The sequence below is a fragment of the Planktotalea sp. genome, assembly GCF_039984035.1.
Classification (GTDB): domain Bacteria; phylum Pseudomonadota; class Alphaproteobacteria; order Rhodobacterales; family Rhodobacteraceae; genus Planktotalea.
Genome location: NZ_JBDWVM010000482.1, coordinates 1 through 16,469 on the forward strand (window position 1 = coordinate 1; position 16,469 = coordinate 16,469).

Sequence of the window (16,469 nt, forward strand, 5' to 3'; positions counted from 1 at the left end):
CGCGCCGCCGATTACAGCGGGCAGCGTGTTCGCGGAAGACCCCGTCGTGAGAGCCAGTTGATCATAGTGAAGCACTTCACCAGCCAAAAGCACTTCGCGCTTGGCAGCATCAATCTTGGAAACCGCGGCGCCCGTTTTCAGGGTGATGTTTTGATCTGAATAATAGCTTTCTGGACGCAAAAAGAGCCGCTCTAACGCCATGTCGCCCAAGAGGTAGGCCTTGGACAAAGGCGGACGCTGATAGGGGGGCACGGCCTCCTCACCGATCAAGGTGATGTCCCCGTCAAAGCCGGAGCTGCGCAGCTTGGCCACAAGCGAAGCACCTGCTTGACCTGCTCCAATCACAACAAAATGCGTCATATCTGCGATCCCTTCTTAAAACCTGTGGCGAAAGCCTGCACAGACCCTATATCGTTGTGAGAAGATAACGCAATTCCAACAAGGGCGACTCTCATGACAATCACCAAAGGCGACACGCTTCCCGCAGCAACACTGGTTCAAATCGGCGACGAAGGTCCCGCACCTGTGGCATTAGCCGAGAAGCTGAACGGACGAAAAGTTGTGCTGTTTGCTGTACCCGGTGCCTTTACCCCGACATGCCACTCTGCACATGTTCCGAGCTTTATCCGCACCAAGGATCAGTTTGATGCAAAAGGCGTGGACGAGATCATCTGCATCTCTGTTAACGATCCTTTTGTGATGAAAGCATGGGGCGATGCGACGGGCGCGGCAGCCGCGGGCATCACAATGCTATCTGATGCGGAAAGCGCATTCACCAAGGCGATTGGCATGGATTTTGATGCACCCCCTGCTGGTTTGATTGCCCGTTCCAAGCGCTATGCGATGCTTGTTGAAAACGGCGTTGTGGTCGCGTTGAACGAAGAAGAAAGCCCTGGCGCATGCGAAGTTTCTGCTGGTGAAGGCCTGCTCGACGTTATGTAAGCACTGAGTGAATTCAGACCTCAAAGGCGCGCTTTCGGGTGCGCCTTTTTCGTTGGGCGATCTCTATTCGTGCTCTTGAACGTTGGCTTTTTTGAAAGGGCCGTAGTCGGTCAGCACTTCGATATCCTGTTCGATCGCGGATCGCTCTGCTTTCAAATACTGTTCAATCGCCTCTGAGAACCCTTTGTCCCCAACCCAATGGAGCGAATGGGTTGTCACAGGCAGATAGCCACGGGCGAGTTTGTGTTCACCTTGCGCGCCCGCCTCGACACGTTTGAGACCACGTTCAATCGCAATATCAATCGCGCGGTAGTAGCACAGCTCAAAGTGCAGGCAGGGATGATTTTCGATGCAGCCCCAATACCGGCCATAGAGCGTTTCGCGCCCCACAAAATTCAAAGCGCCCGCAACAGGAACACCATCCCGTTCTGCGAGGATAAGATACATGTCATCGCGCATCGTTTCGTGAACGATGTCAAAGAAGGCGCGCGTCAGATAGGGTGTGCCCCACTTGCGTGCACCGGTGTCCTGATAGAACTGCCAAAAGGCATCCCAATGCTCCGGTTCGATCTGTGCGCCCGTTAGAACACGCACCTCACCGCCAAATGCGTTGGCTTGTTCGCGCTCTTTTCGAATGTTCTTGCGTTTACGAGAGGACATTGAGGCGAGAAACGCATCAAAGCTGCCGTATTCATCGTTCACCCAATGGAACTGCTGGCTGGTGCGCGACAGCAAGCCCATTTGCGCGCCCGCCTCTTTTTCCTCTTCGGTGCAAAAAGTGATGTGCAAAGACGATAGTTCGTTGTTCGCAGCCAGTTGCACCATGCCTTGGATCAACGCGGATTGCGCAGTTTCTTTTACATCCGCTTTCACGAGCAGGCGTCGTCCGGTTGCTGGTGTAAAGGGAATTGCGACCTGCAATTTAGGGTAATATCGACCACCAGCATTTTCATACGCATGGGCCCAGTTATGATCGAAGATATATTCGCCCTGAGAATTTGATTTCACATACATCGGCGCAACACCGATCAATTCACCATTTGAGCGCGCCAGCAGATATTGCGGCTGCCATCCCGTGCCTGTGCCAACCGACCCGCTTTGCTCTAATGCGCTGAGAAATCGATAGGTGCTAAAAGGATCAAACGGCGCACCGCCTGTTGCTGTCTCAGGACATGCGCAAGCGTCCCAATCCGCAGCTTCGATCTGGCTTAGGCTGCCGATGACTTCGATCTCGACGTCTTGCGCACTCATGCTTTTGGAATCTCGGCCAGATATTGTTCAAAGGTTATGTTCTCTGCCACCTTACGGGCCTCGATTTCTTGTGCGGCGCTTTTGACGGTCCAACACAAAATATGCGCGCCGCGTGCTTTGAGATCACTGACGCGAGGCGCGTTGAGATCATCAACCTGATGCGAAATGAAGCTCGCCCGAACTGTGTCGAAATCCGGGATGCCGCGTAAACGGTCCCGTGTCCCTTTTGGCAAAAGCGGCCAATCTTCCGCAGTGTAGGAGCTGGTGACAATGCCGCGCGCAATTTTTGGCGCGTGAATGGCCAGTTGTTGCACAGCATGCGGATTAAACGACATCAAAGCCAGTGGTCCGTGATACCCTTCGATATCTTTGGCGACTGCCTGCTCTAACCGCCCTACATTAGTGCCCATGACCCCGTCTTGATCTTTGATTTCGATCAGGAGCGGCACGCGCTCAGCCACAAGTTCAAGCACCTCAGGCAATGTTGGAATGCCCTCGTCGTTGCCGCGCAAAATCACACGGCCAAGATCGTTAGCAGATCGTTGTTGAATCGGGCCGCTATCATGGGCGAGCCGCCTTAGATCATAGTCATGAAAGACCATCGCTTTTCCATCGGACGACAGTTGAACGTCGATCTCGATGCCATAACCTGCCTCTATCGCGGCCAGAATTGCGGCGCGGCTGTTTTCGGGCCGTCCGCGATCAACATCATGCAAAGCGCGATGGGTTAAAGGCGTGTTTAGAAAAGCGGGGTCCAACGATATCATTTGATCTGAAAGATGCCTTCGATTTCAACTGCGACGCCGAAAGGCAAAGACGCAGCAGACACCGCCGAGCGTGCATGACGACCCGCATCGCCCAGTGCTTCGACCATGAAATCAGACGCGCCGTTGATCACCTTTGGTTGGTCCCCAAAGTCCGCCGTTGAATTCACAAAGCCCACCAATTTCACGACGCGCACAAGGCGATCCAAATCGCCGCCACATGCAGCTTTGGCCTGAGCGAGCAGCGAAATTGCGCAAGTGCGCGCAGCTGCTGCGCCCGCTTCTGCATCCATTGTATCGCCGAGCTTGCCAGTGATGAAACCATCAGCATCGTTTGAGATTTGCCCAGACACATGAACAAGATCACCGATTTGGACGAATGGCACATAGTTCGCGGCTGGCGCAGGGGCATCCGGCAATGTCACGCCAAGTTCAGCAAGTTTCTTTTCAAAAATTCCGCTCATACCCGTTCTCCTTCATATTTTGTTAATGACAGGCAAGCACGCACAAGACGCGCGCGCAAGCCTCAAACTTGGCGCGCTTTGGCCCGTTCACGAAGTAATGTAAAGACGCCAGCAAACACGATGATCAATGCGCCAATGACGACATTGGATCGAAGGGTTTCGCCAAAGACCAACAGCCCCAGCGCAGAGGCCCAGACCAGATGTAGGTAGGCAAAGGGCTGCACAGCGCTTGCCTCTGCGACCTCATAGCATTTGATCAATAGGAAGTGTCCGCTTGCACCGAGCAAACAGAGTAGCCCCATCCAACCCCAATCGCGCAGGCTCATAGGCTCCCAGAACATTGCGCCAGCGATTGTGACAACAACAACGCCTGAGACGCCTGTCCAAAAGAAACTGGTCGCTGCGCTGTCTTTTCGCGCCACATAGCGTGTCAACAATCCATACAGAGCGAACATCACAGCCGTGGCGAATGGGATCAGCGCCATGGGTGAAAAGACGCCCGCGCCTGGTTTCAATACGATGAGCATACCAATGAAACCTACGCCAATCGCGGCCCAGCGCCGCCACCCCACCTGTTCCCCCAAGATCGGACCTGACAGGGCCGCGATGATCAGGGGATAACAGGCAAAGACCGCATGGCTTTCGATAAGGCCGATATAAACGAACCCTTGAACGGCGATACAGATTTCAGCGACCAGCAAAACGCCCCTGAAAATTTGCAACTTGGGTTGCTCTGTTCGTACCGCTTTGCGCAAACCACCCGGTGCGCGCGCAGCGATGGTGATGACGAAAGCCGCAAAAAACCAATAGCGGATCATCACGATCATCATAACATTATATTCGCGCGCCAAATGCTGTGAAACGCCATCTTGCATCGCAAAAATGAACGTCGTCGCGATCATCAAGCCGATACCGAGCGAGGTGTTGTTTTGGGTCATGCGCGCAGGCTCGCGACGCTCATGTGACGCTTGCGTCCAAACCCTTTGACGCGTTCCACATCAAATCCAGCCTCATCTAAGCTGCGGCGCACATGGCCCGCGGCTGTATACGTCGCGGCGGTTCCGCCAGGCTTCGTATGTGCGCCCACTTCATTGAGCAGCTCCTCGCCCCAAAGTTCAGGATTTTTCGCAGGGGAAAACCCATCAAGGAACCACGCATCTGCCTTGTCTTGCCATGCAGGTAAGGTTTGACGCGCATCGCCAACGATCAGGTTAAATTTGAGCCCTTGGCAATTTGCACCATCTGCACCCAGCGCCGCAAGAAACTCTGCCGCGAGGTTCTCTAATTCTGGAAAGGCCGCAAGCGCCGTCTCCATTTGCGCCTTTTCGAGAGGGAAGGCTTCAAAACTGGTGAAGTGCAACGTGCCGCCTATGCCGCTTTCACGCCATGCTTGCCACGCCGTCAGCACATTCAATCCCGTGCCAAAGCCAAGCTCGGCAATGTGAAATCCATCGACAAAGCGCGCTGGCAAATCATTGCCAGCCAGAAACACATGCCGCGTTTCGGCCAAACCGTCGTGGAATGAAAAATACGGATCATCGAAACGCCGCGAAATCGGCACCCCGTCGTCGTTCCAATCCAATGCATCTGTCTGGTCGTTCATCGCGTCTTGCCTTACTGAGCGTGCTAGATGCATTGGACATGAGGCAGCGCAAATGGCAATGGCCGATATCACAATCTATGGCGCGGGGATTTTCGGGCTTTCGATTGCGTGGAGCTGCGTTCAACGCGGCGCAAAGGTGCAAGTGATTGATCCCCATGGCGTTGGCGCTGGATCAAGTGGCGGCGTCGTCGGTGCCTTGGCCCCGCATACGCCCGAAAATTGGAACGACAAAAAGCAGTTCCAATTCGAAAGCCTGATGATGGCGGAAGAATATTGGCGCACAATTGAGCAGATTGGTGGTAAATCTACCGGCTATGCGCGCTCGGGCCGGTTGCAGCCCTTAAATGATGATCGCGCGCTTGAGCTCGCCAAAGCGCGATCCTTGAACGCTATTGAGCTTTGGCAAGGGCGCGCGCGGTTTGACATCATCAATGCATCAGATGTGGGAGATTGGGCACCGAAGAGCGAAAGCGGGTTGCTTGCAAGTGATACGCTTAGCGGGCGGATGCACCCACGTATGACATGCGCTGCTTTGCAGGCCGCGCTGAAAGTGAAAGGCTGCCAAGTCATTGAACGCGGCACACCCGAGGGCATAATCGTTGAGGCAACAGGTTGGCGTGGCCTTGCGCATATTGCGGAGCAGATGGACCAAGCGGTTGGCAATGGCGTAAAGGGGCAAGCGGCCGTTTTGAAGTACCCTGCCGCCCAAGACGCGCCGCAACTTTTCGCGGACGCGTTGCATATCATCCCGCACGAGGATGGCACGGTTGCGATTGGTTCCACGACAGAACGAGAATTCGATGACCCCGATAGCGTCGATGACCAAATCGACGACGTGATCGCCCGTGCGCGCGCGTCTTTTCCCATATTGCAAAATGCGCCAGTTATCGAACGTTGGGCGGGTGTACGCCCGCGCTCTCGTTCGCGCGCTCCGATGATTGGTCATCACCCGTTGCGGGAAGGTGCATTTATTGCCAATGGCGGTTTTAAGATTGGGTTCGGCATGGCGCCCAAGATCGCTGAGGTTATGGCAGATCTCATTCTCGATGGCTGCGACACCATTCCAGAAGGCTTTCGCCCCGAAGCGTCGATACGCTCACGCTCTTAATTGAATGACGCTCATACCAGCCGACTTGGCGGCTTGGACGCCTTGGGGCGAATCCTCGAGCACTAAAACCTTGCCATTCGCATGTCCTAGACGCTCAGCCGCTAATTCGAACATTGCAGGAGATGGCTTTGGCGGGACGTTGTCTGAAATACAAACGACAGTTTCAAACAACTCCTTAATGCCCACGCTCGTGAGCAAAAGATCTGACACAGAGCGCTCCCCATTGGATGCGATTGCCAATGGTATGGAGCGTGCCTGCAAGGCCTTTGCGAGCTTGATGGTTGCTTCGATAGGGCGCGCGAGGTGGGCCACGTTTTCATAATTTGTGATGCTCCTCTGACATGCGCGTTCCACATCAAACTCTGCGCCAATGGTATCGCGAAAGGCTTCAAACAGGCTCTTCCTGTCGAGACCATTTCGCGCAGTATACCATTGCGCTGACATCTCGTGCCCTTGCTCTTGCGTTCCCGCTTGCAAACAGAGCGTATGCACCTGCGCGCTATCGATCAACGTGCCATCGCAATCAAAAATCACTGCGTCGAATTCTTCGGCCACGATGACATCTAACCAATCATCAGACACCAAGTCATGAGACTTGCCCGCGTGGGTATAAGTGGACTGCACGACTATACGCCCACAATGCGCGCGTGGTCTGTTTCAATCTCGACCGAGACTACGTCACCCTGTTTAAACGGGTCTACCTTAACCGGCGCGATGATGAACAAAGATCCAACATCGGTTTCGACTGTGTATTGAATTTCTTTACCCAAATACGCGGCATAGCTGACCTCACCCTTTAAGCCCGATCCACCCGGCGCACCAAGTTTTAGCGCATGAGGACGCAAGACCATTTGAGCGGCCCCTTTTGCGATTTCAGGGCTTGGCACAGTATAACGTTGGCCGTCCAGAACCGCGGATGCCAAGCCGTTTGCCGCCTTTTCCACATCACACGCAACGAGGTTCGCATCGCCAATGAAGTCAGCGATGAAAGCCGAACTTGGCGCTTCATAGAGGTCAGCTGGCGTTCCGATTTGGGCAATTTCTGCGTTGTTCATGACGATGATATTGTCTGACACGGCCATCGCTTCTTCTTGGTCGTGGGTCACGTAGACAGCTGTCAGGCCGAGGCGCTGTTGAATTTGACGGATTTCTTCGCGCACGTGGCGGCGCAATTTGGCGTCCAGATTGGAGAGGGGTTCATCGAGCAACAAAACCTCGGGTTCCAACACAATAGCGCGGGCCACGGCGACACGTTGCTGCTGGCCGCCCGACAGCTCGCTAGGCAGGCGGTCGCCAAAACCGGCGAGACCGACAAGCTCTAATCCCTCTTCTGCTTTTGCAGCGGCTTCGGCCTTTGGCACGGACTTCACCGTCAGGCCGTAGGCGATGTTTTCACGTACTGTCATATGCGGGAACAGGGCGTAGGATTGGAACACCATCGACACCTTCCGGTAGGTCGCAGTCAAATGCGTGACGTCCTCGCCGCCGATCAGAATTTTGCCCTGCGTCGCCATTTCCAAGCCTGCGATCAGACGTAGGGTTGTGGTTTTTCCACAGCCGCTTGGCCCTAAGAGGGTCACCAGCTTGCCGGGCTCAATCGCCAAGTCCAGTTTCTTGAGCGCTGTGACATCGCCGTATTTCTTGACGACACCTTCAAAACGAACGGAACCAGTTTGCGTATTTGTCATGTTCATTTCCTCACGCCGCCTTTGCGGCTTTTTGAACGCGGTCAGTACGGCGCAAACGGCGCGTACCGACCAAAAGTTGTAGAAGAAGAATGGCCGCCAGCATTGTGACGATCAGCACAGCAGAATAAGCGATGGCGAGACCGAATTCGCCGTTCTCAACCCGTCCAACGATAAAGGCAGTAGCCATGTTGTGTTTGGCGCTGACAAGGAAGATCACAGCACTGACAGAGGTGATCGCCCGCACAAAGCTGTATGTCAGCGCGGCCAAGATGGCAGGTCCCATCAGCGGCAGGATCACACGGCGCACGGTGGTAAAACTGTTCGCACCGAGCGTGATCGACGCCTCATCCAAGCTTTTATCAAGCTGGCTCATCGCGGCAATACCGCCCCGCACACCGACGGGCATGTTGCGAAAGACAAACACGATGATCAGGATGATCGACGTTCCTGTCAGTTCAATGGGTGGGAAGTTGAACGCCATGATGTAGCTCACCCCGATCACAGTGCCGGGAATGGCAAAGCTAAGCATCGTGGAAAATTCGAAAAGGTCCTTACCGACGAACTTTTGGCGCACCAAGAGGTAAGCGGTAGACAGACCGACCAAGGCCGTGAGGGGTGCCGCGATGGACGAGATGGTCAGCGTCGTGAAGTAGCTATCCCAGGCGACCCCAGTGAGCCGCCAATTGGCGAAATCGATGCCGAAGGCCCGAATGTAGTGATCGAAGGTAAAGCTGTGATTGTATCCCCAGAGTTTCACGAAACTTCCGAAAATGATCATCGAATAGACGATCATTGTTAGAGCGGCCCATGGCAAAGCCACGGCATAGCAGGTTGCTTGCAAAATCGGGTTCAAGCTGGCGTTTTGACCACTGTCCGCCTTGCCTGTGATTGTCGCATAGGATTTTTTCCCAAGCCACAAACGCTGCGCCATGAAGGCCGTCATCGTGAGCGATAGAAGCGCGATGGCTAGGATCGCCGCTTTTGCAGGGTCGGCCACGGCACCAACGATCGCAAAGAAAATCTCGGTCGACAGAACGCTATAGCCGCTCCCCAGTACCAAGGGATTGCCGAAGTCTGCAATGCTTTCGATGAAGCCCAGTAGGAAAGCGTTCGCAAGACCGGGGCGCATGAGGGGAAGCGAGACAAATCGGAATGTTTGCCAACGGTCCGCATCCAAGGTTTGCGAGGCTTCTTCCATCGAGGGGCTGACGCCTTGCACGACACCAATAAGAACAAGGAATGCAATTGGCGTGAAGGACAAAAGCTGCGCAAAGTAGACACCCCAAAACCCATAGAGCCAGCGCGTTTTTTCCCAACCCAACATGTCGGCAAAGAATTCCGTGACTGTGCCAGCGCGACCAAACAGAAGGATCAAGGCAAGTCCGATCACAAAGGGGGGCGTAATAATTGGTAGCACGGTCAGAACACGCAGCAATTTCTTGGCGCGGAAATCTGTGCGTGTGAATATCAGCGCAAAGGTGAGACCAAGCAGGGTTGTCCCTAGGCCGGTCATAACTCCAAGGAAGAGTGAGTTGATCGCTACCCCGCAAGAACGGGCGCCGATCAGGCAGCCAAGGCCCCAGATATCACTGCTAAAGAAACGCGGGAAAAACTGGGTCAGCGAATAGCCGTCTTCTACCTCAAAGGCGCGTACAAGAATGTGAATAACAGGGAAGAACACGAAGATCGCAACAAGGGCGATGATCAAGCCAATCGTGCTCACGACAAAGGCATCCCCCTGCCCTTTGCCCGATTGAGACAGTGAAACCGTTGCGGCAAACAGCAAGGCAATTGCGCAAATTCCCGCTCCTGCGCCCATGCCTGCTTGGCCCGCCATGATGACATCGCCCGTCAAAAGACCTTCAAAAATGCGTGGCCCTGCGCGCACAATGGCAAGCCCTTGTAGCGCCATAAAGGCGAGACCTGCTAGGGCTGTCACGAGCGTCATTTGCGCCCGCTTCACAGGTTCGGAAATTGTGAATTGCAGGATCAATGCAAGGGCAAGCGCGATGCCCGATGGGGCCAACCACCATTGACCCGCGAAAACGTTCCGCAAACCGGTCGAAGCCACGCCATCAATAATCCAAGAGGGATCAAACAAACCGTCCTCGGTCATGTGCCAAGGCAGCAATACAAAACCGGCAAGACCGATCAGCAGCCAAATCAAGACTGTCTTTTTCATGTGTTTTTCCACGTAAATAAGATGGATGCCCCGCCAAGGCGGGACATCTGTTCCCGTTGAGCCGACAAAAAGCGGCCCAATGGACTATGGATATTTATTGTTGTGGGTTTGGATCGCCGACTTCTTCGTCCCAACGCGCCAACAGACGGCTACGTGTTTCGCTTGAACCGTAGGTCGCGAAATCATAGTCGATCAGTTTGATCGAAGCGAGATCGGGCGACTCAGGTGCCACTGTCGCATTCGAGTTTGATGGAACCTGGAATGCGCCGACTTCCGGCGCGCGCGACTGGGTTTCAGCGCTCAAAGCAAATTCAACCCATGCTTTTGCGCCGTCCAAGTTACGCGCGCGTTCAATGATAGACACTGCGCCGACCTCATATCCCGTGCCTTCGCAAGGCGCGACGATCTTGAGCGGGAAGCCTTGTGAGGCCAGCTTAACCATGTCGTGCATGAAGCCAATAGACACGCCAGTTTCGCCGCGTGCCGCAGCTTTGGACGGTGCCGAGCCTGACTTGGTGTAAGAATTCACGTTCTTGCCAACCGCGGTCAGTTTGACCATTGCTTCGTCTTCGCCGAAGAGCTGAACAAATGTTGCCAATTCGGTGTAGGCCGTGCCAGAGCTGTTCGGGTTTGCCACCTGAATTTCACCCACAAAACGTGGGTCTTCGAGATCGGCCCAGCATTCCGGCGCTGCGATGCTTTTTTCTGACAAGATGTCTGCATTATAGGCAATGCCGAGTGCACCGGCATAAATACCAACGGCGCGTCCGTTGGAAATCTCAGCCATGTTTTGCGCCCAACCGAGCAGCTCGCTCGTATCAACACCAGAGGCCTGCGTCAGACCTTCTTCGGCAGCGATCAAATGTGGATCGCCCGTGCCGCCCCACCAAACGTCGATCTTCGGGTTGCCCGCTTCGGCGCGGATTTGCGCGAGTGTTTCGCCCGTTGATTTACGTACCATCAAAACGTCAGTGTCTGGGTTTTCAGCCTCAAACGCCGAAACCATCAAATCACACCAATCTTGCTCAGCGCTGCAAACAACGCTGAGTTCATCAGCCCAAGCGACTGCGCCAGATGCCATCAATGCGGCAACAGAAATTAATCCTAGTTTCTTCATTCCGTCCTCCCTTAGAATGTTAACACCGACCACGCTCCTCCGCGGTGCTGTGCCTGTTCTTTTCTAAGGAATGCTTCAATTGCGCGACACAGAAGCGCTGTGAACAAAGCTACAGATGGGCGGTAACTTCGTTAACATCGTTACACTCTCGCTTTGAAATTGTAACAATCGAAACAATTAAGCCTGCGACGGCCCCGTGTCCTTGGTGTTAATACGGGCTGAGCGAGGAGACTTAGCGTGTCACGACCTAAAATCGGAATTGTAGATGACGAAGCCGCAATGCGCGACGCATTGGTCGCGCTATTGGCCGAAAACCAGTTCGATCCTATCCCCTTGGCCAATATCGCTGAATACCGCGCGGCGTCGACACGCATGTCTCTCGACCTTGTATTGATCGATCTGCAGTTGCGCGATGAGAGCGGCTTAACCCTCGCTATGGAAATTCGTAGAACTCAGGATTTGCCGATTGTCATGCTCACGGGTCGTGGTGATGAAACTGATAAGATCGTCGGGCTGGAAATTGGCGCTGACGATTATGTGCTCAAGCCGTTTAATCCCCGCGAATTGGTGGCCCGTATCCGCGCCGTGCTGCGCCGCTATGGGAAGTCAGAAGATCGCCCAGCGATTGGCCCCAAGCAAACGCGCGTCTCCTTCGGGCGGCTCACTGTGGATCAAAAACAACGCATTCTTTTCGACGAGGCGGACAATGAAATCTCGCTCACCAATGCCGAATATCGCCTTTTAGAATACTTCCTAGTGCGGCCAAACGAAATCATTCCCCGTGTCGAATTGCTGACCGAACTCGGAAACGATCTGACAAAATACGTGGATCGTACCGTCGATGTGTTGATCCTAAGACTGCGGCGCAAGATTGAGGAAAACCCATCCAAACCGGTCCATCTGCAAACACGGCGCGGGCAAGGTTATATCTTCGTCACTGATACTGTGCGCGGGCAATTCTGATGCGATTGGTGCCCCGTTCGGTTCGAGGGCGCCTTTGGGCTGCACTTGGGCTTTTGTCGCTGGCGATCATCTGCATCAGCGCGTTGACGTGGATTGCATTACAGCGGGTCGAAACGCGTCTGCAAGAGTTGCACCAACAGTCATTGGGTCAGGTGGCTCAAGCGATTGATCTTTCTAAACGTTCGTCAGACCTTGCAACGTCAGCGCCCTATTTGCTGAATCAACGGTCAAACTTTCTCATTCAGCAAGAAGGCACGAAGCTACTTAATGTCTTGGCGCGCGTGCGCCGTGAATGGCCGACCTCAAGCACCGCAGATACGGACCGCGAAGCCCTCACTGCCCTGACGATTGAGATGGAAAATGGCATCGTTGATCTGGTGAAGGCCTCGCAGTCCTTGGACCAAGTGCAGGCGGTTGTGCGCGCCCGCGTTGCGGAGCTTAGCACGTTGCGCGAAGAGGTTATTTCACGCGTCGAAGACCAGAGCACAGATATGCAAGAGCGTTTGATCTGGTGGACATTGCAAAGCATGAATGCTGACGCGCTCAATGCCGCCTATGCGGACAATCTGATCGGCGTTGGTGAAGAACATCGTCACTATCAACGCAAAGCGCAACTAGCTGTGGTAGGCGATACCGCGAATGAACAGGCTGAGTACTTGGGCAAGTTGAATGCGCTCGTTCGCGGCGACAGCGGCGTTTTCGAGCTGCGGCGCGAGGAATTGGGTCTGACGCTTGATGCACAGAATGCTCTGTTTCGGATCAGGCGTGATGCAAACCACATTAATGAACTTGCCTCTGACTTTGCCAAACGCGCCGAAGCGGTCCTTACCCAAGAGCGCAGTTCCTCCTCAAATATGATCCAGTTCGCCCGTGTCTCTGTCGCCACGATCAGTTTGGCCGCGCTTTGTCTTGCCTTGGTCGCCGCGCTCTATGTGTCGCGCTATATCGCTTACAACGTCGGACGCGTGTCCGAGGCAATGGTGCGTCTAGCCAATGGTGATCGCAGCAGCGTGTTGCCTCGTCGGCTTGGCGGCGATGATGAAATTGGCGACTTGTTTCGGTCTTTTCGCAGCTTCCGCGCGAACGCTTTCAGGTTGGACCGCTCGAACAGGCAACTTGATCAACGCAATGCGCTGTTTGAGAAGGTATTCGCCAATATCACGGACGGGATCGCCATAACCGACAATACAGGCAAGCTCACAGCGTCCAATCCCGCCTTTGAGCGCATTTTGGGTATCACGAAAATCAAGGCCTCCTTTGTCGACTGGCTTTATCAATCCGCTTTCGGCAATTCCGCCAAGGACGCTGGATTGAGCGTTCAGCATCGTGGGCATTTGGTTTTGAAATCTGCGAAAGGCGACGTACTGGAAATCCGCGCCAGCCGTTTGCCCGATGAAGGGCGTGTTTGGTTGATCTCTGACGTCACCGAACAGCATCGCGTGGCAGAGCGCTTGACCCAGATCGACCGGATAGAGTTGCTCGGCAAGCTCGCTGGCGATACGGCGCATGACTTTGCAAACATCCTTTCGACCATTCGAACGCATGCTCATCTGCTGTGCGGGCAAGAGCCAAAGGCGAGCAATGTAGCTGCCATCGAAAATGCAGTTGATTACGGCGCGTCCCTGACGGACAGGCTGCTGGCCTTCGCACGCAAGCAGCCTCTGTCGCCAGAAGTTTTCGATCTGAATGCGCTTGTCGAAGGCATGGCCGAATTGGTGGAAATAGGATTGAAACCAGATGTTCAGCTTAAGGTGACGACAGCGCTCGCGCCGCTTCATGTACGCGCTGATCCCGGGCAGCTGGAATCTGCGATTTTCAACCTTGTTCTGAACAGCAACAACGCCATCGAAAGCGCTGGAACGATCCATATCGCCCTGAGCAAAACGAAAGACGATCACGCCGAAATCACTGTGTCCGATACCGGTTCGGGGATGCCAAAGAGTGTACAATCCAGGGCTATTCAACCCTTCTTCACGACCCGCGCTGGAGAGGGTGGCACCGGACTTGGCCTGTCGATTGTCTATGGTTTTATCAATCAATCTGGCGGCAAATTAGAAATCGACAGTCAGGTGGGCAAAGGCACCAGCGTACTCGTTTCACTGCCCTGCGCCGATGACCCTGTAGATGCGGCAGAATTTCTTCTTTCTGGAAAAGCGATGGTGGTTGATGACAACGAGCGTGATCGCAAAGTCACCGAGAAGGCGCTAAAGGCACTTGGCTATGAGGTGAAAACCTTTGCCAGCGCTGCAGACGCCTTAAAGGCGGTTGAAAGGGAAGCGTTTGACCTCTTCGTAAGCGACTTTGATCTGGGAGGCTCTCAAGACGGTTTGGATGTCTTAACAAAAGTGAAAGAGCACGCACGAGAAGCGCGACGTATCCTGATCAGCGGCAAATCATCGATGAGCGCTTTTCACGCCAATGATGTCACCTTCGTCCAAAAGCCTGTGAGCTCGAAGAGCTTGTCAGCCGCGCTCCGTAAAGAAAGCGCGACTGGATGAGTGACCAACTAAGTGCTTTTTGCGCGTGTCCCGGTTTGAATTGTTAAGCCTTTCTTCAATGTGGTGACATACCTGTGGCGATCATTAAGTGGTGCGCCTGATGATGGGCACCAATCGTCATGACCCCATAGAAACCAAGCGCAGCGATCTTGCTGCGTTCCGCCTCATCGGCAACGGTGATCATCATTACAGCCCCGTTCGAAATTGGCGATGTTGTCACTTGCCAACCGGTCTTCGCCGCCAACATCGGGCTATGCGCCATTACCATCTTTTGAATCGAGAGCGAGACGTTTCCGTCGCCTGTGATCTCAAAAGTGATGTCAGCACCGTTTTCTTCTGCACGCACAGTCGAACGCGTTGTCACGTTGTCCATGTCAACGAGGTGATCGCGCAAGGCTTGGATATCGACACTGTCCCAATCCGTCGCTGGATCATCGCGCAAGACCGACACGATTTCGGCGATAGCGGCGAATTGGGATTGGCCGGTTTCAGCAAGCCCTGCTCCACCATGGTTGCTGTGAGCGTGTTGTGCCAACATGGGCGTGGCGCTGATCAGTAGTATCGCGAGTGTTTTGGTTAATGTCATTGAGGCCTCCTTCATTTATTGAAGAGGTAGTTGACCAATGGCTACAACAATATGATCTTGATCATATGTCTTATGATCTTTTGAACGCTTTGCCCGAAACAGCCATTCGGGTAATCCCAACCTCAGTTGGTGACGTTTTGTTTCGGCAGGACGCGCCGACGACGGGTCTGTACCGCGTCCAACGTGGGTGCGTGACGCTCAGCAGAACCACACTTGCGGGTGATACGTTGACCCTGCATCGCGCAACCGAGGGTGATCTATTTGCTGAAGCCTCCGTCTTTTCAGATCGGTATCACTGCGATGCCATCTGTACAGCCGCGGGCGAAGTGCAGCATATCGCGAAAGATGCGATCCTAAACCAGTTGTCTCATGACCAAAACTTCGCTTTGTCATTCTCTTCGGTGTTGGCTCGACAGGTTCAGAGTTATCGATTCTTGCTGGAGATCACTGCGATCAAATCGGCAGAAGATCGCGTTTTGGCCGCTGTGTCAGCGGGATATCTGAGTGGGACCGTCACAGAGTTTGCGACCCGCATTCATTTGACACAGGAAGCTTGCTATAGGGCCTTGCGGGCCTTGTGCAATCAAGGGCGACTTCGCCAAACAGGGCGAGGGCAATACGTGTTGAAGGACCAAGCAAAACGCCTAAGTTCTCGTTGATCTAGCGCGGATTGGCAGGTTTTAGTTCGGCAAAGTCAACACGGATGTCAGCACCGCTGTCGTCAAGAGCACAGCCGCAATCACGATCCACTCCAAGGAAATCGACTTGGCTAAGTGCTTTGCGGCGGCTGTATCACCCTTTGCCATTTGGGGGATAAACCGAAGTTTGTTCGCTGCTGCGAGGCCGAGCAGTCCAGCGACGAGTAACACCTTGAGAAGGAGCGCTTGACCGTAGCTGCTACGGAATAAGGCCGACACCGAGCCGACCAAAGTGTAGGTCATGAATACACCTGCTATGATGAGCAGCGGGACGAATGCTGCGGCGCGTTTACCAAAACGCGCGCCAAGTGCTGTTGCGGTTGCGATCTTGCTTGCGTCTGACGCCAAGGCTCTCAGCGGAGTAAGAACACCGATCCAAAAGGAAATGGCAACCAAATGGAATAGTAGAAGGGCGTTCAACATCGGGTTATCTAGAGTGGGAATATGCCCCGTCAGCGTAAAAGACCAAAGTGTCAGAGCGCTGCCGATCAACGTGAGCGCCACGCCAAGTCGGCCAATGAACAACCCGACGATCAGCAGGCCTAGTCCCATCACCCGTAACGCAAAGGCTGTACCTACGGGCGTTGACCACAGCAAAGCAAGCA

17 protein-coding genes are annotated in these 16,469 nt (G+C 54.2%); 5 read left to right on the plus strand and 12 right to left on the minus strand.

Going from position 1 to position 16,469, the window contains the following annotated elements; translation table 11 throughout:
* Positions 1 to 360 (minus strand): FAD-dependent oxidoreductase (locus ABJQ89_RS21660; protein WP_348498226.1); only part of this gene is annotated, 360 nt, incomplete at its 3' end.
* Between the two features lie 93 nt (positions 361 to 453).
* Here ABJQ89_RS21660 and ABJQ89_RS21665 point away from each other — a divergent pair.
* Positions 454 to 942, plus strand: coding sequence for a peroxiredoxin (locus ABJQ89_RS21665; protein ID WP_348498227.1), 489 nt, complete (start codon positions 454 to 456; stop codon positions 940 to 942).
* Between the two features lie 63 nt (positions 943 to 1,005).
* Here ABJQ89_RS21665 and ABJQ89_RS21670 read toward each other — a convergent pair whose 3' ends face one another.
* The 5 genes from ABJQ89_RS21670 to mnmD form a co-directional block, all read right to left on the minus strand.
* Complete coding sequence (locus tag ABJQ89_RS21670; RefSeq protein WP_348498228.1) at positions 1,006 to 2,193, minus strand: GNAT family N-acetyltransferase; 1,188 nt, start codon at positions 2,191 to 2,193, stop codon at positions 1,006 to 1,008.
* Entirely contained in the window at positions 2,190 to 2,960 is a 771-nt protein-coding gene (locus ABJQ89_RS21675) for a glycerophosphodiester phosphodiesterase family protein (protein WP_348498229.1), read from the minus strand. The genes ABJQ89_RS21670 and ABJQ89_RS21675 overlap by 4 nt, the downstream gene beginning before the upstream one ends.
* Positions 2,957 to 3,421 carry a RidA family protein gene (locus ABJQ89_RS21680; protein ID WP_348498230.1) on the minus strand — a complete coding sequence of 155 codons (465 nt, stop codon included), beginning with the start codon at positions 3,419 to 3,421 and terminating at the stop codon, positions 2,957 to 2,959. Before ABJQ89_RS21680 ends, ABJQ89_RS21675 begins: the two co-directional genes overlap by 4 nt.
* Positions 3,422 to 3,483: 62 nt before the next feature.
* Positions 3,484 to 4,359 carry a DMT family transporter gene (locus ABJQ89_RS21685; RefSeq protein ID WP_348498231.1) on the minus strand — a complete coding sequence of 292 codons (876 nt, stop codon included), beginning with the start codon at positions 4,357 to 4,359 and terminating at the stop codon, positions 3,484 to 3,486.
* On the minus strand, positions 4,356 to 5,024 hold the full coding sequence (gene mnmD / locus ABJQ89_RS21690) for a tRNA (5-methylaminomethyl-2-thiouridine)(34)-methyltransferase MnmD (RefSeq protein ID WP_348498232.1): 669 nt from the start codon (positions 5,022 to 5,024) through the stop codon (positions 4,356 to 4,358). The genes ABJQ89_RS21685 and mnmD overlap by 4 nt, the downstream gene beginning before the upstream one ends.
* Positions 5,025 to 5,076: 52 nt before the next feature.
* On the opposite strand from mnmD, the gene ABJQ89_RS21695 reads away from it, so the two are divergent.
* Positions 5,077 to 6,132: an FAD-dependent oxidoreductase gene (locus tag ABJQ89_RS21695; protein ID WP_348498233.1), complete on the plus strand. Its 1,056-nt coding sequence runs from the start codon at positions 5,077 to 5,079 to the stop codon at positions 6,130 to 6,132.
* On the opposite strand, the gene ABJQ89_RS21700 is transcribed toward ABJQ89_RS21695, so the two are convergent.
* From ABJQ89_RS21700 to ABJQ89_RS21715, 4 genes are all read right to left on the minus strand, one after another.
* Positions 6,121 to 6,756, minus strand: a complete 636-nt coding sequence (locus ABJQ89_RS21700) for an HAD family phosphatase (RefSeq protein WP_348498234.1) — start codon at positions 6,754 to 6,756, stop codon at positions 6,121 to 6,123. The genes ABJQ89_RS21695 and ABJQ89_RS21700 overlap by 12 nt on opposite strands.
* 2 nt (positions 6,757 to 6,758) lie before the next feature.
* The gene (locus ABJQ89_RS21705; protein ID WP_348498235.1) at positions 6,759 to 7,820 is read right to left on the minus strand and encodes an ABC transporter ATP-binding protein; all 1,062 of its coding nucleotides are present in this window, start codon (positions 7,818 to 7,820) and stop codon (positions 6,759 to 6,761) included.
* A gap of 10 nt (positions 7,821 to 7,830) precedes the next feature.
* Positions 7,831 to 10,002 carry an iron ABC transporter permease gene (locus tag ABJQ89_RS21710; protein ID WP_348498236.1) on the minus strand — a complete coding sequence of 724 codons (2,172 nt, stop codon included), beginning with the start codon at positions 10,000 to 10,002 and terminating at the stop codon, positions 7,831 to 7,833.
* 94 nt (positions 10,003 to 10,096) lie between these two features.
* A complete protein-coding gene (locus ABJQ89_RS21715) occupies positions 10,097 to 11,119 on the minus strand; it encodes an ABC transporter substrate-binding protein (RefSeq protein WP_348498237.1) in 1,023 nt (340 codons plus the stop codon).
* A gap of 237 nt (positions 11,120 to 11,356) precedes the next feature.
* Here ABJQ89_RS21715 and ABJQ89_RS21720 point away from each other — a divergent pair, with 237 nt between their 5' ends.
* Positions 11,357 to 12,082, plus strand: a complete 726-nt coding sequence (locus ABJQ89_RS21720; RefSeq protein WP_348498238.1) for a response regulator transcription factor — start codon at positions 11,357 to 11,359, stop codon at positions 12,080 to 12,082.
* Positions 12,082 to 14,580, plus strand: coding sequence for an ATP-binding protein (locus tag ABJQ89_RS21725; RefSeq protein WP_348498239.1), 2,499 nt, complete (start codon positions 12,082 to 12,084; stop codon positions 14,578 to 14,580). The genes ABJQ89_RS21720 and ABJQ89_RS21725 overlap by 1 nt, the downstream gene beginning before the upstream one ends.
* Positions 14,581 to 14,635: 55 nt before the next feature.
* Here the strand turns inward: ABJQ89_RS21725 and ABJQ89_RS21730 are convergent, their stop codons facing one another.
* Complete coding sequence (locus ABJQ89_RS21730) at positions 14,636 to 15,166, minus strand: hypothetical protein (protein WP_348498240.1); 531 nt, start codon at positions 15,164 to 15,166, stop codon at positions 14,636 to 14,638.
* Positions 15,167 to 15,231: 65 nt separating this feature from the next.
* On the opposite strand from ABJQ89_RS21730, the gene ABJQ89_RS21735 reads away from it, so the two are divergent.
* Complete coding sequence (locus tag ABJQ89_RS21735; RefSeq protein WP_348498241.1) at positions 15,232 to 15,825, plus strand: Crp/Fnr family transcriptional regulator; 594 nt, start codon at positions 15,232 to 15,234, stop codon at positions 15,823 to 15,825.
* A 21-nt stretch (positions 15,826 to 15,846) separates the two neighbouring features.
* Here ABJQ89_RS21735 and ABJQ89_RS21740 read toward each other — a convergent pair.
* Positions 15,847 to 16,469, minus strand: a 623-nt coding sequence (locus ABJQ89_RS21740) for a CopD family protein (protein WP_348498242.1), incomplete at its 5' end; no start/stop codon positions are given.